The 18,461-nt window shown below is 44.7% G+C and carries 20 protein-coding genes and 1 pseudogene; 7 read left to right on the forward strand and 14 right to left on the reverse strand.

Features of this window, described 5'->3' with window-relative positions; genetic code table 11:
• Positions 1 to 70: 70 nt before the first annotated feature.
• Together rpoE and FC62_RS03435 are read right to left on the reverse strand one after the other, a co-directional pair.
• Positions 71 to 655 (reverse strand): DNA-directed RNA polymerase subunit delta, encoded by a 585-nt coding sequence (gene rpoE, locus FC62_RS03430; protein ID WP_056946673.1) that lies wholly within the window; start codon positions 653 to 655, stop codon positions 71 to 73.
• A gap of 42 nt (positions 656 to 697) precedes the next feature.
• Complete coding sequence (locus FC62_RS03435; protein WP_054746325.1) at positions 698 to 1,105, reverse strand: YwiB family protein; 408 nt, start codon at positions 1,103 to 1,105, stop codon at positions 698 to 700.
• A 72-nt stretch (positions 1,106 to 1,177) separates the two neighbouring features.
• On the opposite strand from FC62_RS03435, the gene FC62_RS03440 reads away from it, so the two are divergent.
• From FC62_RS03440 to mscL, 3 genes are read left to right on the forward strand one after another with little or no spacing between them, the layout of a single operon-like run.
• The gene (locus FC62_RS03440) at positions 1,178 to 2,011 is read left to right on the forward strand and encodes a lipoyl protein ligase domain-containing protein (protein WP_082611577.1); all 834 of its coding nucleotides are present in this window, start codon (positions 1,178 to 1,180) and stop codon (positions 2,009 to 2,011) included.
• On the forward strand, positions 2,004 to 3,362 hold the full coding sequence (locus tag FC62_RS03445) for an HD domain-containing protein (protein WP_056946676.1): 1,359 nt from the start codon (positions 2,004 to 2,006) through the stop codon (positions 3,360 to 3,362). The genes FC62_RS03440 and FC62_RS03445 overlap by 8 nt, the downstream gene beginning before the upstream one ends.
• Before the next feature lie 41 nt (positions 3,363 to 3,403).
• Complete coding sequence (gene mscL / locus FC62_RS03450; RefSeq protein WP_054746324.1) at positions 3,404 to 3,787, forward strand: large conductance mechanosensitive channel protein MscL; 384 nt, start codon at positions 3,404 to 3,406, stop codon at positions 3,785 to 3,787.
• Between the two features lie 82 nt (positions 3,788 to 3,869).
• Here mscL and FC62_RS03455 read toward each other — a convergent pair whose 3' ends face one another.
• Together FC62_RS03455 and FC62_RS03460 are read right to left on the reverse strand one after the other, a co-directional pair.
• The gene (locus FC62_RS03455) at positions 3,870 to 4,313 is read right to left on the reverse strand and encodes a DUF3284 domain-containing protein (protein WP_056946679.1); all 444 of its coding nucleotides are present in this window, start codon (positions 4,311 to 4,313) and stop codon (positions 3,870 to 3,872) included.
• A gap of 12 nt (positions 4,314 to 4,325) precedes the next feature.
• Positions 4,326 to 5,702 (reverse strand): annotated as a pseudogene (locus FC62_RS03460) (6-phospho-beta-glucosidase); the annotation flags it as partial.
• Between the two features lie 75 nt (positions 5,703 to 5,777).
• Here FC62_RS03460 and FC62_RS08505 point away from each other — a divergent pair.
• Positions 5,778 to 6,797: an acyltransferase gene (locus FC62_RS08505; RefSeq protein WP_418189841.1), complete on the forward strand. Its 1,020-nt coding sequence runs from the start codon at positions 5,778 to 5,780 to the stop codon at positions 6,795 to 6,797.
• 47 nt (positions 6,798 to 6,844) lie between these two features.
• Here FC62_RS08505 and FC62_RS03470 read toward each other — a convergent pair whose 3' ends face one another.
• The 10 genes from FC62_RS03470 to metG form a co-directional block, all read right to left on the reverse strand.
• The gene (locus FC62_RS03470; RefSeq protein ID WP_056946685.1) at positions 6,845 to 7,816 is read right to left on the reverse strand and encodes a ribose-phosphate diphosphokinase; all 972 of its coding nucleotides are present in this window, start codon (positions 7,814 to 7,816) and stop codon (positions 6,845 to 6,847) included.
• Positions 7,817 to 7,898: 82 nt separating this feature from the next.
• On the reverse strand, positions 7,899 to 9,287 hold the full coding sequence (gene glmU / locus FC62_RS03475; protein WP_054746322.1) for a bifunctional UDP-N-acetylglucosamine diphosphorylase/glucosamine-1-phosphate N-acetyltransferase GlmU: 1,389 nt from the start codon (positions 9,285 to 9,287) through the stop codon (positions 7,899 to 7,901).
• Positions 9,280 to 9,678 (reverse strand): hypothetical protein, encoded by a 399-nt coding sequence (locus FC62_RS03480; protein WP_056946688.1) that lies wholly within the window; start codon positions 9,676 to 9,678, stop codon positions 9,280 to 9,282. Before FC62_RS03480 ends, glmU begins: the two co-directional genes overlap by 8 nt.
• Positions 9,679 to 9,681: 3 nt before the next feature.
• Complete coding sequence (locus FC62_RS08445; RefSeq protein ID WP_269082614.1) at positions 9,682 to 9,813, reverse strand: hypothetical protein; 132 nt, start codon at positions 9,811 to 9,813, stop codon at positions 9,682 to 9,684.
• Between the two features lie 129 nt (positions 9,814 to 9,942).
• Positions 9,943 to 10,773, reverse strand: a complete 831-nt coding sequence (gene purR / locus FC62_RS03485; RefSeq protein WP_056946691.1) for a pur operon repressor — start codon at positions 10,771 to 10,773, stop codon at positions 9,943 to 9,945.
• A gap of 104 nt (positions 10,774 to 10,877) precedes the next feature.
• Positions 10,878 to 11,120, reverse strand: a complete 243-nt coding sequence (locus FC62_RS03490) for a Veg family protein (protein WP_054746320.1) — start codon at positions 11,118 to 11,120, stop codon at positions 10,878 to 10,880.
• 126 nt (positions 11,121 to 11,246) lie between these two features.
• On the reverse strand, positions 11,247 to 12,119 hold the full coding sequence (gene rsmA / locus FC62_RS03495; RefSeq protein WP_054746319.1) for a 16S rRNA (adenine(1518)-N(6)/adenine(1519)-N(6))-dimethyltransferase RsmA: 873 nt from the start codon (positions 12,117 to 12,119) through the stop codon (positions 11,247 to 11,249).
• Positions 12,116 to 12,703, reverse strand: coding sequence for a ribonuclease M5 (rnmV, locus tag FC62_RS03500; protein ID WP_056946694.1), 588 nt, complete (start codon positions 12,701 to 12,703; stop codon positions 12,116 to 12,118). Before rnmV ends, rsmA begins: the two co-directional genes overlap by 4 nt.
• Positions 12,684 to 13,460 carry a TatD family hydrolase gene (locus FC62_RS03505; RefSeq protein WP_056946697.1) on the reverse strand — a complete coding sequence of 259 codons (777 nt, stop codon included), beginning with the start codon at positions 13,458 to 13,460 and terminating at the stop codon, positions 12,684 to 12,686. The genes rnmV and FC62_RS03505 overlap by 20 nt, the downstream gene beginning before the upstream one ends.
• Entirely contained in the window at positions 13,460 to 15,472 is a 2,013-nt protein-coding gene (metG, locus tag FC62_RS03510; protein ID WP_056946700.1) for a methionine--tRNA ligase, read from the reverse strand. The genes FC62_RS03505 and metG overlap by 1 nt, the downstream gene beginning before the upstream one ends.
• A 154-nt stretch (positions 15,473 to 15,626) precedes the next feature.
• Between metG and FC62_RS03515 the strand changes: the two genes are divergently transcribed.
• The 3 genes from FC62_RS03515 (at position 15,627) to FC62_RS03525 (ending at position 18,240) form a co-directional block, all read left to right on the forward strand.
• Complete coding sequence (locus FC62_RS03515) at positions 15,627 to 16,136, forward strand: YbhB/YbcL family Raf kinase inhibitor-like protein (protein WP_054746317.1); 510 nt, start codon at positions 15,627 to 15,629, stop codon at positions 16,134 to 16,136.
• Between the two features lie 56 nt (positions 16,137 to 16,192).
• Positions 16,193 to 17,128 (forward strand): aldo/keto reductase, encoded by a 936-nt coding sequence (locus tag FC62_RS03520; RefSeq protein ID WP_054746316.1) that lies wholly within the window; start codon positions 16,193 to 16,195, stop codon positions 17,126 to 17,128.
• A gap of 338 nt (positions 17,129 to 17,466) precedes the next feature.
• The gene (locus FC62_RS03525; RefSeq protein ID WP_054746315.1) at positions 17,467 to 18,240 is read left to right on the forward strand and encodes a nucleoside phosphorylase; all 774 of its coding nucleotides are present in this window, start codon (positions 17,467 to 17,469) and stop codon (positions 18,238 to 18,240) included.
• The last annotated feature ends 221 nt before the right edge of the window (positions 18,241 to 18,461 follow it).

Genomic DNA, 18,461 nt, shown 5'->3' on the forward strand with positions numbered 1-18,461 from the left:
CTTAGGGAACTACGCGCCTGTAAGGTGCCCAAAAAGTATAATACAGTCCTAGAACGAAATCGTCAAGGATTTATTCTTCATCTTCGTCATCGGTGTCTGAATCAATCCCCAAATCAGGATCGTCATCATCCTCGCCTAAATCAGCGAGCTGACCTTCGATACCATCAGGTAACTCGTCTTCGTCTTCATCGTCGTCGACATCATCTTTTGCAACTTTCTCGAAGTCGTCATCATCCTCTTCGTCATCGTCATCAACTGTGAGGTCATCGTCTTCTGGATCGTCCGCATCATAGTCAATGATGTCATCATCAACGTCCGCCAAGAATGCATTAACCTTTTTATTCTTCTTGCGTGGTGTTTCTTCTTCATCCTCAGGATGATTAACTTCTTCATCAACGGATTCATATGAGTACCATGACCGCAGTCCCCAAACATTATCCCCTAGGGAAATGAAACTTCCATCGATATTTAAGTCAGTATAAAATTGTGGTAAACGGTCACGAATTTCTTCGTCTTTAGTGTTTAAGAAATTCTGAATTGCATTCACTAGGTCAACGAAGGCCATTCTTTCATGGCGTTCTTCCAAGATAGCATGAGCAACTTCAATTAATGATAGTTCTTCAATTTTTTGATTCTTAAATTCCTCTAATCCCACAAGTGCACATCCCTTCCACAGTCTGTCTCCAATAATACTATTTTATTTGGTAAAAATCAATTCAAAGAAATAGTTTCCCACCAAGTTTACACCAGTGTATAAATCGTACTCAATGACAATCTTTTCCGACTGCACATCGGGCTGGCTTCTTTTGATAGACTTGGTCTGTGTAGCAATCTCCATTGTCTGACCATCGACGACATACTCAGTACTTACCCTTTGGCCAACGGCAAAATGGAGCTTTGAATAGTTGGCCGGGGCGACACCACGTTTTAATTCAACCTTATTCCCCATCGTCTCGATGCGTACCGGAATCGTCCCCGACTCACGGTAGTTAAGGATAAATTTGCCATCTAGTTCCTCCAGTTGCCCGCGCTCCGAAAACTCAAAGCTTTCCGTTTCTGGTCCCTGTGTAATCGTCGTTTTCACTCTCACCTGAACTAATTGCATTTAATTACCTCTCAATTAAGTATTTTCCGACTGGTTTGTTATAATTTAAGCATATGGAAAAGGAGGTCGAACGTGTTATTTGAAGATAGTAAAGACTTCCTGGTGCTCAACCAGTATTTTGCAAAGAACGAGGCGTTAGATGCTATCGCGACCTCTAATGTCTTACTCTACCTGGCTGGGAGGCTCAAACGTCCCATCCTCCAATTCTGGACTCTTAATGATACAGTAATTTTAGGGCATATGGATACAAAACTCAAATCACTTGGTCGCGGACTCGCCGTCATTGAGCAGAATCACTTCAATTATGTAGTGCGCAACGCCGGCGGCCTGGGCGTCGTTAGCGACGCCGGCATCCTAAACGCCTCATTATACTTTCCACAACAAACGGGCGTCTCCATCAACGCTGCCTATGAGGCGACAACGAAACTGACGGCGGGGGCGCTCAGTTCGTTTGATGTTCAGGTAGAGCAGAGAGAAGTCAGTACGTCCTACTGTCCTGGTACCTACGATCTGAGCATTGGCGGGCTCAAGTTCTCCGGCCAAGCGCAGCGGCGTGCAAAGGACAACATCGGCATCATGCTCTATTATAGCGTGGTTGGTAATCAACAAGCACGCGGGCAGATGATGCACGACTTCTATGAACAAGCAAATAGACCTGCACACCCCAAGCTGATTTTTCCAAGCGTCGATCCTAACGCGATGACTAATCTAGCGGACTGCATTTCGTTAGCAAATCAAACAGCAAACGAACAGCTCAAGCAACTGATTTTGGCCCAGCTTTTACGCCAAGGCAACAAATACTCAGAGGTCACGCTGGAATCAATCATCGATAATCAATTCATTTACGACTTCGAGCAGAATCTGGCTGACTTAGCCAAACGAATGGAGGCTCTTCCACATGCATAATACGGCATACAACTTGGTCAAATTACCAAAAGAAAAGGTTTTTCGTGATCCAGTCCACAACTATATTCACGTTCAGTATCAGGTGATTCTTGACCTGATTGATACACACGAGTTCCAGCGACTGCGCCGCATCAAGCAGCTCGGAACGACCAGTTATACTTTCCACGGTGCAGAGCATTCTCGCTTTGAGCACTGCCTGGGCGTATATGAAATTACGCGCAAAATTTGCGATAAATTCGATCGTAATTTCAAAAAACAAACGCCAGGTGATGGTCTTTGGGACGAATCAGAACGCATCGTTGCCCTCTGTGCAGCCCTGTTGCACGACGTAGGTCATGGACCCTATTCCCACACTTTTGAGCGGCTCTTTAACACAAACCACGAGGCCATTACTCAGCAGATTATTACGGATGAGACCACAGAGATTAACCGGGTGCTCCGCACTGTCGCCCCAGACTTTCCTTTGAAGGTAGCCAGCGTGATTGGCAAAACTTACCCGAATCCCCAGGTCGTCCAGATGATTTCTAGTCAAGCAGATGCCGACCGCATGGATTATCTGTTGCGTGACGCGTACTTTACCGGTACACAATACGGTAGTTTCGATCTCACCAGAATTCTCCGCGTCATTCGCCCTTACGCAGGTGGCATCGCGTTTGACCGTGGCGGCATGCACGCAGTCGAAGACTACATCGTTTCCCGCTTTCAGATGTACCAGCAGATTTATTTCCATCCGGTGTCCCGCTCAATGGAAGTCATATTGGACCACCTCTTGAAGCGCGCCCAAGATATCTACCATGATGGTCAACTTGAGGTAGTCGATCAACTCGCCCCATTTCTGGCACACAACTGGACCTTAGCCGACTACCTGAGCCTCGATGACGGTGTGTTAAACACCAACTTCGGTATCTGGCGGCACCATCCGGACCCAATCCTCAGCGATCTTGCGACCCGGTTCCTCGACCGCCGCCCGTTCAAGTCGGTTGAATTCAACGACGAGACCGTCACATTACTACCTAAAATGCGGGAATTAATTAGTCAGGTAGGCTTCGACCCGGAATACTACACCGCCATCAACGATAGTTTCGACCTACCATATGACTCATACGACCCCCACGCAGAAAATCCGAAGACGCAGATTGAGATCATGCAGGATGATGGCACGCTGGTTGAGTTATCAGAGTTTAGCCCGTTAGTTCGCTCAATCATGGGTGAACAAAGTGGTGATGCTCGTTTCTTCTTCCCAAAGACGATGCTTGTTAAACAACACCAGACCCAGATTTTCGAACCAATTTACCAAGAGTTTCAACAACATATCAAGAATAATCAACTAATTAAGTTGGCCAACGACTAACAGACAGACACAAGAAGAAAGGTAGGAACAGAACAATCAAAATGATACATGAATTTAAAGAGTTTATTAATCGAGGCAATGTGCTGGATATGGCCGTCGGTGTGCTGATTGGTGGTGCACTTTCAACGCTGGTTAAATCCCTCACCAGCAATCTTTTGAACCCACTAATCAGTATTTTCTTAGGATCAATCGACCTCTCCGCCATCAAATTTCGCATCGGCAGTGCGTTATTCACAGTTGGTAACTTTCTGAACGACGTGATTAGCTTCATCATTATCGCGTTCATCGTATTCTTAATCGTGAAGTTCTTCAATCACTTCAGGAAAGAAAAGAAGGATGCTGGCAGCATCTCACCAACTGAGCAGTACCTGAAGGAGATTCGGGATTTGTTGCAACAAAGTAAGACCGATACACCAGAAAAATAAGCATTCATTGCTCCAGACAAAAAAACCAGTTCTGCACGTCGTTTCACGAGACCCGATGTGTCGAACTGGTTTTTATTATTTATTAGTTAGATTCCGTATTGGCAAGGGTCTGTTGGTAGAATTCCTCTATCTTCTTACCCATCTGTTTCAGGCGCTTACGGCGCACCCAACCGAGAATGAAGCCAGTCAATTTGTTGTTCAAATCAACGGTAGCACTACTTCCACTAACGTGCTCCACGTAAGATAGCTCTGACTTCTTCTCACCCAGGGGCTTGATTCGATAACTAACCTTATGCGCATTCTTACCAGAGTGCATCTCATATGCGTAGAGTTCGTCATCCTTGAAGTCGGTCACCTCGAGCTTACCATACTGCCCGTTAGCAAATTTCTTGTCGAACGAGAAATCTTTTAATTGTGAACGCGAAAGTACAGTACCTGTCTGCTGCTTAATATCCTCAATCACCGATTCTGTAATTTTGTTAAAAAAGTACTTTGCAGGTACATTTGCTACAACTTTAGCCCTCATCAATCAACTCTCCTATTCTAATTCTGCGCCATTTGTCGAAATGACGTGTTGGAACCAAGCGAAGGAATCCTTCTTGTAACGATCTAAGGTTCCTTCACCTTTGTCATTCTTGTCTACATAGATTAAACCATACCGCTTATCCATTTGACCAGTACTTGCGGAAACAATGTCAATTACTCCCCATGGAGTATAGCCCATCAGCTTGATATCATCACGCAAGACACCATCACGCATGGCCGTAATGTGGTCGCGCAGATAGTCGACACGATAGTCATCGTGCACAGTCCCATCCTCGAATTTATCGATGGCACCCAAACCATTTTCCACAATAAATTGGGGAATCTGGTAACGATCCTGAATCCAGTTCATCGAGTAGCGGAGTCCAAGTGGATCAACCTGCCAACCCCATTCCGAAGCTTCCAGGAACGGATTCTGAATTAAGTATTCGCTCTCACGGTAACTGAAATCAGCATCCTCTTGGTCCTTAGCCTTGACGGTGAATGACATGTAGTAGCTCCAACCAACATAATCAACTTTGCCGGTCTTTAGAGCTTCTAAATCTTCTGCCGTGATATCTAGGTTAAAGTCCTTATTTTCGAAATAACGAGCTAGCCATGCAGGATATTCACCACGAACATGCACATCACTGAAGTAGTAACGGGTCTGCATTGCCCGCTCCGCCTTCATGATATCAGTTGGCTTAGAGGTTGCCGGATAGATTGGGCACATCGCTATCATGCAACCAACTTGCATTGCAGGGTTAATTTCATGCGCAATTTTGACAGCTAGGGCACTGGCGACGAGTTCGTAGTGCGCAGCTTGGTACATCGTCTTCTCAGCATCCTCCCCGGGCTTCACAGTAATACCCGAGTTAGTGAACAGTGTGAAGGGCCGATCGTAGTTAGTCTGGTTGTTAATCTCATTAAAGGTCATCCAATACTTAACCTTATTCTTGTACCGGTTAAAGACAGCAGTGGCGAAATTGACGAAGAAGTCAATCACCTTACGGTTCCGCCAGCCACCATACTCAGTTACCAGATGATATGGCATCTCGAAGTGCGAGAGAGTAACCACGGGTTCAATCCCGTATTTGAGGCACTCATCGAACAGATCATCATAGAATTTCAAACCCGCCTCATTTGGCTCTGCTTCATCGCCATTAGGAAAGATTCTCGTCCAAGCAATGGAGGTTCTAAAACACTTCAAGCCTAATTCTGCAAACAACTTGATGTCTGCTTGATAACGGTGATAGAAGTCAATTGCCTCGTGGTTTGGATAAACTTTCCCAGGGAGTACACCCTCCGTAATTTCACGTTCCGCAGTACTTGAACCTTGAGTCATCACATCGGCTACACTAGCTCCCTTGCCGCCCTCTTGCCAGCCACTTTCTTACTAATTGAGAAAAAGATCTAGAATTTTTAAGGGAGTGTCAAAAATATTGTGTAAACGCAAATTTATGAATATATTGATTTTCTGAGGATATTTTCTGCTATTCTCGTTGTGATGACTCACTCATTAGCGCCGTTTGCCGTTCAAAATATTTTCTACGCCAGGTTACTCAATAGGTTTGCTAGCGTTGCTGTTCCAATCTTTTTTATTCTCAGTGGTTATTCAGTAATTTACACAGTCAAGAGACATCCTAATATCAGTTTCCTTGATATAGTAAAACATGACCTAAAAAGACTTTTTCTACCTTATATCACTTGGAGCCTACTATACTTTGCTTATCTCGTATTGAGTCATTCAGCTCGAGATTATAATATCAGGTACTTAATTACCCATATATTATATGGTAATATGTGGTACCATACCTATTTTTTGTTGATTATGATAATTCAATACCCAATTAGCATAATGTTTTACAAATTAATGCAAAAGTATAGTAAATTAATTTTCATGGTTCTCCTTATTTCACCAATCATCGTAAGCCTTGTTACAGGCATAATTCCTATTAACTTTATCAACCGTATATTGTGGTTAAGCCCATTACAATGGGGAATTTACTTTTATATTGGTATCTGGTTACATGAACATAATTATCTTGAACATCTAAGCACACCTATTGTTTTAACCAGCTACATAATACTTGCAATTACATTAACTGTTGCACTATTCATTGAACGATTACAGACCAATCAATTTGTAATATACCTTGAATACTATGATCCTTTACTTATGACTCTGGCCACATTGATTATCTTTTATAAACTAGGTACTTGGATCATAAAGATACTTCCACAGTTACATTCTCCAGTAAAATTTCTATCAAGCCTAACATATACTCTGTATCTTTCTCATCCAGTGATTCTAATTATTTTTAACAGAATACATTTCGAGCCGTTTAATGCACGCGGTACATTCACATTATTCGTTTATTTTCCAATTGTACTTATTTCCGCAGTTGTTTTAGCAACTATACTTAACAAGTCGGAATCCGTACTGCTAAATTTTCAAACCAAATATGCAACAGCAAAAAAGCATTGAATGATAGTCCAAAAGGACTAACTTCAATGCTTTTTGAATCAACTCTTTTATCTGCTCTTAAATCTTGTTTCAAACAATGGACTAACAGGTTTATTCTCATAAATCCGTTTGATGGCATCCCCGATTAATTGACCAACCGATACGACGGTCATCTTATCAATCCGTTTTTCTTCTGGAATGTTAATTGAATCAGTAATAATTAACTTCTTAATTGCGGAATTCTCAATTCGTTCGATGGCCGGGCCAGACAGAACCGGATGCGTACAACTTGCATAGACTTCTGTTGCACCCTCATCAATCAGCGCTTGTGCGGCTAAAGTAATTGTCCCCGCCGTGTCAATCATGTCATCAATCAGGATGGCACGCTTACCTTTGACACTACCGATAATATTCATGACCTCGGCCACATTTGCCTTAGGCCTTCTCTTATCAACAATCGCAATTGGGGCCTTCAAGAACTCAGCCAACTTACGTGCTCTCGTCACACCACCGTGATCAGGTGAAACAACCACAGCATCCCCTTCTAAGTGATTAGATAAGAAGTAATCAGCCAAAAGTGGGGCACCCATCAGATGATCAACCGGAATATCGAAGAAACCTTGAATTTGTGCTGCATGCAGATCAAGTGCAAGCACACGGGTTGCCCCAGCACGGCTAATCATATTCGCAACTAACTTCGCTGTAATTGGCTCTCTGGCACGAGATTTTCTGTCCTGTCTAGCGTAGCCATAATATGGGATCACCAAGTTGATTGTTTTAGCCGACGCGCGTTTCAATGCATCAATCATGATTAACATTTCCATCAGGTTGTCGTTTACAGGTGCGCTAGTAGACTGGACGATGAAGACATCGGCCCCTCTAATCGACTCGTCAATATTGATCTGAATCTCGCCGTCACTAAATTTCTTGACACTCGATTTCCCAAGCTCAACACCAACTTCTTGGGCAATTTTTTTGGCCAAAGGTTCATTTGAGTTCAGTGAAAAAATCTTCAAATTTGGATCTGCGTATTGTGTCATCTTTTCCTCCGCAATAAATACTTTTACCAAAGTAGTATTCTATCAAAAAAAAGGTCCGAAATAAACGCTCTCTAATCTTTTACTAATTCCAATTTTTATCATGTCCTAATGGTAAACGCTTCCAGAAATCAAGCTTGTTCTCTTGCCTACTGCGAGCAATCGCCATCGCGTGACGTGGCACGTCCTTCGTAATCGTTGAACCGGCTGCCACAAACGAATTCGGCTCCATCACTACGGGTGAAATAATATTTGAGTTACTACCGATGAAGGACTTATCCCCAATTGTCGAATGGAATTTCTGCACACCGTCATAATTGACGAAGACCACGCCACAACCGACGTTGACGTCCTTACCAATCGTGGCATCCCCCACGTAAGTCAGATGGCCAACCTTAGAACGCTCGCCAATCACTGCCTTTTTCACTTCAACGAAGTTCCCAATATGAGCACCAGACTTAATTTCTGATTCAGGTCTGAGGTGTGAGTTTGGTCCAATATCGGTGTGATCGTGCATGATGGATTCCTCAATGGTTGATGAAGTTACGACCACGTGATTACCAATCGTCGAATCAACAATTCGTGACCCGCTTTGGATCTGGCAATCTGAGCCAATCACAGTACGTCCTTTTAACACAACGCCACCCTCAATCACTGTATCGCTGCCAATTTGGACCGTACTATCAATGTACGTATTAGCTGGATCGACGAACGTCACACCGTTCATCATGTGTGCCCGATTAATTCGGGCCTGCATCAGTTGGTTGGCCCGCGCCAGTGCTACTCTGTCGTTGACTCCCATCGTTTCGTCGAAGTCAGCGGTTTGATATGCACCGATGCTCTCACCTTGGCCACGCAGAATTTCCATCACATCGGTCAAGTAGTACTCGCCCTGAGCATTATCATTCGTTACTTGGTGGAGGGCTTTGAAGAGTGCCTGATTATCGAATACGAACACGCCTGTGTTAATTTCCTGCACTGCCTGTTCTTGCTCGTCGGCATCTTTTTGCTCGACAATCTTCAATACATTACCGGCAGCATCACGGATGACACGTCCGTAACCGGTAGGGTCTGGCGCAACGGCAGTCAGTACGGTTGCCTTAGCATCAGACGCATCGTGAGCGGCAAATAATTGTTCAAACGTTGCTGCCGTCAGCAGTGGTGTATCACCATTGATGACTAGCGTGCTTCCCTGTTCCTGTTCAAGTAGCGCGCTTGCTTGTAAAACCGCGTGGCCAGTTCCTAGTTGTTCGGCCTGGCGAGCAAATGAAACTCGTTCGCCGAGCTTTTCTTCTACAGCCGCCGCCCCGTGACCAACAATGGCCACAATTTGCTTTGGCTCAACTGCTTCTGCCTGGTCGACTACGTGTTCAACCATGCTCTTCCCACATACTTCGTGGAGTACCTTATATAACTTTGATTTCATGCGAGTGCCTTTACCGGCCGCGAGAATGATGACATAACGATTATTCATGTGTACGATCCTTTTTAACCGCTATTGTGCGGGTTTTAGAAATTTTTTCATAGATTAAACGTGGATTCCTGAAGAAAAGGCTGACAAACAGGTGCAGGAGGTAGACGGCAACGATGGCCACCGAAACCCCCACAACTAAGAGCGTTTGGGGCAAATCCTTCTCACTAACTGTGCCCGTGTATGCCAGCCAATCCGCCGTCCAGAAGAAGATGAACGGAATAATGATTAACCATAACTGGGTCTGGCGCCAATTTCGTTTGAAATAATACCTGAGATAAACGCCAAAGGGGAGCGTCAAAAGTAGGTTAAACGCAGTCTGGATAAACGAAGCCGAGATCAAAGCGCCCTTATACGTCCCCGGATCCGTCAACACAAATGGTGAATATTTCATAAATTACCGCACAAATTCAAACGGGTGTAGATTCATGGTTAGCGTTGTCAGCGCCGCCACACTGGATTGACTCGGCAGTGGTAAGATTACCATGAAATAAACAGTCAATAGATAGAAGATAAAGGAATAAATCACTACTGCCCGCCAAGGAATGAACGACTAGTTTTTGCGGTACTGCACGGAGAAGATTGGGAGGAACAGCAAAAGTGCTACAAACGGGAAGGCAATTAAAGCTGACTTAACGACTGGCAGGTAGGTGCTCACCTAGAACACCTCCCAGTCCGTCTTCATTAAGAAATTGCCTGGATGGACCTTAATCATCTTCTGTTCCACGTTCACTTCCTCAATATCGATGAGTGACAGGTAATCTTTGATCACCTTCTGCTCAGTAGAACGAGTCTCACAAAGTACGGCCATACCAGCCACCTCACAGTCAAATTCCTTAACTAACTCAGTCATCCCGGTTAAAGTTCCGCCGCCCTTCATGAAGTCATCCACGATGAGCACGCGTGAATTTGGTTGCAGGCTTCTCTTTGCCAGTTCCATTTTCTCAATTCTCTTGGACGAGCTAGCTACATAATTAACACTAATAGTAGAACCTTCTGTAATCTTCGCCTTTCGTCTGACAATCACGAACGGCACGTTCAAAAATTCGCTCACGGCCGCAGCAAGGGGGATTCCCTTGGTCTCGACGGTCATTACCGCGTCAATCTCTTCAAAGGCAAAACTAGTAGCAATTAATTCACCAATCTGCCTTAAAGTCTGGGGATTGCCCAGGATATCAGACAGGTAAACAAAGCCGCCAGGAAGTATCCGGTGGCTATCATCAATTTTTTTGCTTAAATTAACTAAAACATTATTGGCAATCTTGCGGCCCACGAAAGGAATGTAGCGTACACCACCACTAGCACCAGCAACAGTTTCAAGGATTCCGTTCTTGTGCTTAGCGAGCGTGTGCTTCACGATTGCGAGATCCTCACTTATTGAGGATTTTGCAACATCGTATCGTTCGGCAAAAAAAGGTAGAGCAATCAATGTGTGCGGCCGAGCCATGAGATAGCTTGTCATATCGACCAATCTTTCAGAGCGTTTCAAGCGACTTCCTCCATTCGAATATTCATGTTTAAGAATACCGCAAAAAAAAGAAAATCACTAGTATTTTACGAAAAAATACTAGTGATTGTTCGTGATTTATTCAATTAAATTACTTCCTCGAACTCGAGTTGGATGGTCTTGGTCAAAAGATCCGTGTAGCTGTAGCTTACGCGTTCGAAGTTGTTCTCGTCTTGATCTAGTTCAACAACGAAAACCGCAGGGAAAGTCTTTCGTAGTGTTCCTTTACGCCGGGTCACTTTCTTTCTTCCCGCTTGGGCGACGACAGTCAAGCTCTGACCAAGATGGTCGTCAAGTTGGTGCTTAATCGATGCTATTGTTATAGGCATTTGCTTCACACTCCTTGTGAAACAATTATAACAGGTTTTCCACCGCAATGCAAATTATCCACAGGGAGTACTATCATTGCCTGTGGATATATTTTACTCATTATTTGGTCAAAATTTAACCAAAAATTATTTTGCGTCTACCAATTCTGTCAACTTCAAGTAGTCAGCTATACTTAACTGTTCTGCCCGCCGATTCTCAGCAATAGCGGCAGCTCGCAATAATTCGTGTAAATCATCAATCGTCTGCAGCTCCTGACCAACCAGATGTTTCAAATTGTTATAAATGGTTTTGCGTCTTTGAGCAAAACTCACCTTAACGATTTTGTTAAACAAATCCTTGTTCGGTAGCCTAATTGGCTGTGCCTTACGCACAATTTGCACCACAGCCGAATCAACTTTTGGTGCGGGAGTAAAGGAACTTGGCGGTACATTCAGTGCGATGTGCGATTCCATGTCCAGCTGGACTGCGATCGACAGCGGGCCGAAGTCCTTCTTCCCCGGCTGCGCCTCGATGCGGTCAGCTACTTCTTTTTGCATCATGACTGTGAGTGATTCCAGCGGAATTCCACTCTCCAGAAAGCGGAAAATAATGGGTGTTGTGATGTAGTAGGGCAGGTTAGCCACAACCTTGACCGGCTTAGTCGGATCGAAATAGCCCTCAAAGTCCTTATTAAAATCCGTTTGCAGAACATCTTGATGCAGAATTTTGATTTGAGCGTCTGCGGGTAACTCATTCGTTAGCACTTCAATCAACTTACCGTCGATCTCATAGGCCAGCAACTTTGCACCCTGCGCGAGAATTTGCTCCGTCAAGGCGCCAATTCCCGGGCCGACCTCAATTACCTGGTCCCCGGGCGCGATTTCAGCCGTGGTCACAATACTGTTAATCACAGCCGGATTGGTCAGAAAGTTCTGACCTAAACTTTTCTTGGCCTGCAAGTGATAGTGATGCAGAATCTCGCTCGTTCTGATTGGATCAGCAATCGGTAGTCTCTTCATCGTCTCTCCCATTTCTCTAGTACAGTCAGCAATTCAGCCTTAGTAATTCCAAAAGTCACCAGTCGCCGCTCAAATTGTTTCGCGTTCGCATAACCAATTTCCAACTGTTGACCCACAAAATCACGCTTCTGACGGGCAGTTGCACCCACAATTAGCCCTAGATCGAGTAGTAGATTGTGGTTAATTTGCTCTGTCGCCGCTAATTCACTTGTCGTCTGCTCGTGTAGATTGTTTAGCGCATGCGCCAAAGTCACCCCACTGGCGTGTTCTACTCCAAGACTACCGTGGCTCTTGCTGGGCACTGCATCGGCCCGCTTCAGGAAAGCCTGTTTAGCGGTAGGTACGACCGCTGTTACCTTGCGGCGAATTCGCTCACCATTGAAATCGGGATCCGTCAAGATCACCACAGGGCGTGTCTCCGCCACCTTCTTGATTTGAAGCAAAGTCTCCGCAGAGATCTCTGAACCATTGGTTTCAATCGTCTCTATGCCAGGGAAAAACAGTTTGAGCCGCTTCGTGTCGTCACGTCCCTCGACAATGACTACTTCAGCGAATTTATCTGAGTTAGTTTTCTTTGATTCCATACAGCTCCATCGTATTCCGATATGTCGCAGCAGCGACTTCTTCCACGCTCAATCCCTTTAAGGTAGCTATCTGCTCCACCACATAACGCGTATATGCTGGCTCGTTCTGCTTACCCCGGTAAGGTGTAGGAGTGAGGTAAGGCGCGTCGGTCTCGACCAAGACGCGATCTAGCGGTACAACGCGCGCAGACTCATGCACCTCATGAGCGTTCTTGAATGTTACCACACCACTGAAAGAGACCTGTAATCCGAGATTCAAGAACTTTTCAAGCCACACTTTGTCGCCGTTAAAGTTATGAATCACGCCACCGTATTCCAACGCTTGACTATCCTTTAAGATGTCGTACGTGTCACTCATTGCATCCCTTGTATGAATATTTACGGGTAATTTCAGCTCATGCGCCAGCTCTATTTGTGCTTGAAAAACCGCACGTTGGGTTGGCCTAGGCGAATCATCCCAGTGGTAGTCCAGACCAATCTCACCCAGCGCCACCACTTTCTCTCGTTGCAGCTGACTCACCAGAATATCTTGTTCAGTTTCATCAAATAATTTACTATCATCCGGATGAAAACCCACGATGGCGTACATGTTGGCGAATTGCTCGCTCAGGCGAATCGCACGTTCGTTTAACTCGCGGTTAGATCCCACATTGGCAATCTTTACTACACCAAGCTCTTGTGCATGATCAACGTAATCCTGTTCATGTGTCCGAAAAGGCACGTCATTTAGGTGCGTGTGTGCATCGAAAATTTTCATTAGCCTAATAACGCCCCGTTTGCGTGTTCTGGTCCCACAATTGCCAATTTGACCGTCTCACCCATCTCGCTGGATAAAAGCATACCTTGGCTAAGCTGTCCAAGCATCTTTCTCGGCTTCAGATTCGTAATTGCCACTATCTTCTGGCCGACTAATTCCTGTTCCGCTGGATAATACTGCTGCATCCCGGAAAGGATCTGGCGCGGCGTACCCTCGCCGAAATCGAGTGTAAACTTTAATAACTTATTAGATTTAGGAACCTTTTGGACGGCTAGAACTTCACCAACTTGAAGCTTCAACTTGTCGAAATCATCAATGGTGACGAACTCCGTTTCTTCTATGGCCGCCGTGGTGTTTTGGCCCGCACTGTCCTTCTTCTCAGACCGACTCTCCTTTTTTGGTTTTGCCTTAGCCATCTGATCCTTGATGTACTGGACTTCAATCTCGTTATCGAGTCGGGGGAAAATTGGGGTTGGCGTCTCGGAGACTTTATTACCCCAGTCGTAGCCACCAAAAGCACGCTTAGTCATGGTCGAATTATCGATGTCCAACCCAAGTTGCTGGAACATTTCCACTGGAGCTTTCGTCATGATGGGCTTAATCAGGAGCGCAATTAACCGTAAACTCTCTGCCAAGTTGGTCATCACGGCCTGGAGACGGGTGGCCTTGGCCTCGTCCTTTGCTAAGATCCATGGAGTCGTCTCGTCGATGTATTTATTTGCACGACTGATAAACTGCCACACGGCATCTAATGCCTTTGAGAAGTAGAATTTATTCATATTCTCGCTGTAGGACTTGATCGTGTCAGCTGCCATCTGCTTGAGTGCGGTGTCAAACTCATCGAAGTCGCCCTGAACGGGCGCGACCACACCGTCATGGTACTTGTTAATCATCGAAACTGTTCTGTTCAATAAATTACCAAGATCGTTTGCCAAGTCGAAGTTCACCCGTTCAACAAAGTCCTCCGGAGTGAAAATCCCGTCGTTACCAAATGGAATGGCGCGCATCAAGTAATAACGCAGCGAGTCTAGTCCATAACGTTCAACAATCATCTCTGGGTATACAGCGTTGCCCTTAGACTTCGACATCTTACCGTTCTTCATCAATATCCAACCGTGACCGAACACTTGCTTAGGCAGTGGTAAATCAAGCGCCATCAGCATAATTGGCCAGTAAATTGTGTGGAAACGGATAATTTCCTTACCCACCAATTGGACATCTGCAGGCCAGAATTTCTTGAAAAGGGCGTCGTCTGGACCGCCGTATCCGAGTGCCGTAATATAGTTTGAAAGAGCGTCAATCCAGACATAGACTTTGTGCTTCGGATCACTTGGCACAGGAATTCCCCAGTCGACAGTCGTCCGCGTCACTGAAAGATCTTCTAGTCCTGGCTTAATGAAGTTATTGATCATCTCATTCTTACGCGATTCAGGCTGGATGAATTCAGGGTGATCTTCATAGTATTGCAGGAGGCGATCAGCATACTTACTCATCTTGAAGAAGTAGCTCGGCTCCTTAACTAGCTCGACCTCATGGCCGCTTGGCGCCTTACCGCCTGTGACATTTCCTGCCTCATCTCGGTACACTTCTGCTAGTTGCGACTCGGTGAAGAATTCCTCGTCCGATACCGAGTACCAACCAGAGTACTCACCCAGGTAGATGTCCCCCTTGGCCAGTAGTTTTTCAAAAATCTGCTGCACAGCCTTAACATGATCGGCATCTGTTGTGCGAATGAATTTATCGTAGCTGATGTCGAGCATTCGCCAAAGATCCTTATAGCTCGCCGCCATTTGATCCACATAGTCCTGCGGTTTTAGGCCTTCCTTCTCGGCGGTCTCCTCAATCTTTAGGCCATGCTCATCAGTTCCGGTTAGGAAGAATGTGTCATACCCAAGCTGTCTTTTATAGCGCGCCAGAACATCGGCAGCAACCGTCGTATAGGCGTTACCAATCGTCAATTTACCAGACGGATAGTAGATAGGGGTCGTAATATAAAAAGTTTTGTCAGTCATTAATATTTGCCTCTCAATAAAAATCTAATCTAGTATATCATAGCATTTAACGTCTTCAATTTGACCAGCATTTTAAGAAAAATATTGTACTATTGCGTGCTGATTAAGCGTAAAATTAAAGGTATAGTAGCATCCGCTTTCAAAGGAGGTAGCAATGGAAATTAGCACACCATTAGAGAATGGCTATTTACCACCAGAGTATAGCAAGCAGGCTTCGGCCGAGAATTTATTGGCGCAAACACCGGTGCTCTCCCCACCCCTATCTATCAGTGGGGTACCACAAACAGCCAAAAGTCTGGCACTCATTATGCTGGATCATGACGCCATCCCCGTGAGTGGCTTCACTTGGATTCACTGGGTGACTTTAATCACCGACCCTCAGCAAATTGAGTTAACGGCTGGCGTAAGCCAAGAGAATCCACCCTACCTAATTCAAGGCAAGAACAGTAACGCTGGCGGATTAGTCAACATGCAGAACAAGGCGGTCACGGAGCGTTACACGGGACCGCAACCGCCAAATGTGGACCATGAGTACCAATTCGAATTGGTTGCTCTAGACAACGTGCCGACCGTAAAGCCGGGATTTTGGCTCAACGAACTTTACCACCAGATGCATGGACACGAGTTAGCCCACAGTACGTTCAAGTTTCTTGGCAAGAAATAACAGCCTGTCGGATAACAGAAACGACAGAAAAGCATAAGCGAAAAGAGGAAATGAATATGCGTTATACAGAATTAGGTACGAGTAATTTAAGAGTTTCGGAGATTGCACTGGGATTGATGCGAATCTCGAACAAGACAACTGAAGAAGTAGTCGAACTACTAGAAACAGCCGTAGACCTGGGCATTAACTTCTTCGATCTGGCAGACATTTATGCTGGCGGGGTCTCAGAGCAGAAATTTGGTGAGGCGCTGAAAGCTTCTAGCATCGACCGCGACAAGATTCTTGTTCAGACCAAGACCGGGATTGTCCAAAGAACTGATGGTCAAAATGGAATGTTTGACTTCTCTAAGGAACATATCCTGAAGACAGTTGATGAATCATTGCAAAGAATGCAACTTGATTATGTGGACACACTATTATTACACAGGCCGGATGCGCTAATGGAGCCCGCAGAGATTGCGGAGACATTTAATCAGCTCCGTCAAGAAGGCAAGGTACGGTATTTCGGTATCAGCAACATGAATCGGTATCAGACCGAATACCTGCAAAGCTTTCTTAATACCTATTTGGTCACTAACCAACTCCAATTTGGCTTAGGTCACACAGGCATGGTCGACTTTGGCCTCTTCACCAACATGGACGTCCCAGAGGGTCACGATCACGACTCAGGCCTGTACCCTTACATCCAACAAACTGGGATGACACTTCAGGCATGGTCACCATACCAGTTCGGCAACTTCTCGGGTGTCTTCATCGACAATCCGAAGTTTCCGGAACTGAATGCCGAGATGGAAAAAGTCGCCCAGAATCACGGCGTAACGAAGAACGCGGTCGCCAGCGCATGGATCCTTCGGTTACCTGCCAGCACTCAGGTTATTGCGGGAACAACGAAGCCGAGCCGGTTGAAAGAAATCGCCGCAGGAACGGATTTCGAATTGAGCAAAGGTGAATGGTACAACCTCTACCAGGCAAGCGGACATAAATTACCATAGACAATCAAAATCTGATAACTAAAAAAGTCAAGTATATTAGGCTTTATCTACAATTTTAGTTTGTTTCAGCACAAAAAATATGTACACTCAAATAATCCTTGGGGCTTGTCAAAAAAAATACAAGATGCTAGGCTTAAAAGTGATTAATGACAACGTTTTGTGGAAATGTCATAATCGTATCTTTGATTGATTAAAACCAAATGGTGTATTGTGGACAAGAGGCGGTCCATTGCACCAATCGAGATCTTCTTCATTCCTTTGGATGTTGAAGATCTTTTTTTATTTAAGTACCAGTGGTGTAATATGGAACAATAATTTAAATGAAAGAGGTATATGAGATGATTTTAGAAGAATTTGACCCTAATCGACAGGCTATCATTAATCCACAAGACTTATACAAACCGATTGAAGGATTTCCCAAAGTAGTCATATCGTGCTTTTCAAGAGTAACTTTTGCGCGCCTACTTGAGAATTACGAACATGACGAAATTACAAGAACATCTATGGCTAACTTTGAAGTCATTGTCTATGGGATTACTATTGGAGACCAACAGATTGCTGTCTTTAATGCGCCAGTTGGGGCTGCTTCCTGTGTGGGAATTATAGAGGATTTGATTCAATTTGGGATGGAAAAACTCGTTCTCTTTGGGACTTGTGGGGTTTTGAACCAAGATATTGAGGCGACCTCCATCATCATTCCAACATCCGCCCTTCGAGACGAGGGGACTAGTTATCACTATCTTCCAGCAAGTAATGAAGTGGAAGTGAACAAGGGAATCCTTCCTCTCTTCCAATCTTTTCTGGATAGTCACAAGATTTCGTATCAAAAAGGAAAAGTTTGGACGACCGATGCTCCCTATCGGGAAACCATCGGCAAGATGAAGCGTCGAAAGGAATCAGGGGCTATCTGCGTCGATATGGAGTGCTCTGCCGTGGCGGCATTAGCAGCCTTTAGGGGCTTTGAACTCTGCCATTTCTTCTACGCGGCGGACCACCTCTCGGAAGAAAAATGGGATATCAGAACCTTATCTAGTCATTCGGACTTAGATAGTAAGGACCGAATCGCAGACTTGGCAATCCAATTTGCACTCTTTTGGGAAAAGGCTGACTAAATAAACCAAACTTTAATGTATTGATACCAATCGCCTCTAATAATATTAATACTTAATGTTATTATGCAGTTAAATCAACTATTTATATGAAACTTTTAGTGTTATCAAAATCAAATTGAGATTTATCTTCAGTTACCAAAAAGTTACTAAAATTTGAAAAATGAGTCTATTTTGAAAGATTCAAAAGTCCTAAAACCCTATTAAATCAAGGTTATAAGATT

Source organism: Amylolactobacillus amylotrophicus DSM 20534 (assembly GCF_001434555.1).
Lineage (GTDB): Bacteria > Bacillota > Bacilli > Lactobacillales > Lactobacillaceae > Amylolactobacillus > Amylolactobacillus amylophilus.

Bases quoted from the DNA above. Each gene is read 5' to 3' on its own strand.
- metG (WP_056946700.1), bottom strand. From the start codon at position 15,472: ATGACTGACAAAACTTTTTATATTACGACCCCTATCTACTATCCGTCT.
- rsmA (WP_054746319.1), bottom strand. From the start codon at position 12,119: ATGAAGAGACTACCGATTGCTGATCCAATCAGAACGAGCGAGATTCTG.
- FC62_RS03455 (WP_056946679.1), bottom strand. From the start codon at position 4,313: ATGAGGGCTAAAGTTGTAGCAAATGTACCTGCAAAGTACTTTTTTAAC.
- FC62_RS03470 (WP_056946685.1), bottom strand. From the start codon at position 7,816: ATGACACAATACGCAGATCCAAATTTGAAGATTTTTTCACTGAACTCA.
- FC62_RS03525 (WP_054746315.1), top strand. From the start codon at position 17,467: ATGATTTTAGAAGAATTTGACCCTAATCGACAGGCTATCATTAATCCA.
- glmU (WP_054746322.1), bottom strand. From the start codon at position 9,287: ATGAATAATCGTTATGTCATCATTCTCGCGGCCGGTAAAGGCACTCGC.
- FC62_RS03515 (WP_054746317.1), top strand. From the start codon at position 15,627: ATGGAAATTAGCACACCATTAGAGAATGGCTATTTACCACCAGAGTAT.
- FC62_RS03505 (WP_056946697.1), bottom strand. From the start codon at position 13,460: ATGAAAATTTTCGATGCACACACGCACCTAAATGACGTGCCTTTTCGG.
- mscL (WP_054746324.1), top strand. From the start codon at position 3,404: ATGATACATGAATTTAAAGAGTTTATTAATCGAGGCAATGTGCTGGAT.
- FC62_RS03435 (WP_054746325.1), bottom strand. From the start codon at position 1,105: ATGCAATTAGTTCAGGTGAGAGTGAAAACGACGATTACACAGGGACCA.
- FC62_RS03520 (WP_054746316.1), top strand. From the start codon at position 16,193: ATGCGTTATACAGAATTAGGTACGAGTAATTTAAGAGTTTCGGAGATT.
- FC62_RS03445 (WP_056946676.1), top strand. From the start codon at position 2,004: ATGCATAATACGGCATACAACTTGGTCAAATTACCAAAAGAAAAGGTT.
- rnmV (WP_056946694.1), bottom strand. From the start codon at position 12,703: ATGGAATCAAAGAAAACTAACTCAGATAAATTCGCTGAAGTAGTCATT.
- FC62_RS03480 (WP_056946688.1), bottom strand. From the start codon at position 9,678: ATGAAATATTCACCATTTGTGTTGACGGATCCGGGGACGTATAAGGGC.
- FC62_RS03490 (WP_054746320.1), bottom strand. From the start codon at position 11,120: ATGCCTATAACAATAGCATCGATTAAGCACCAACTTGACGACCATCTT.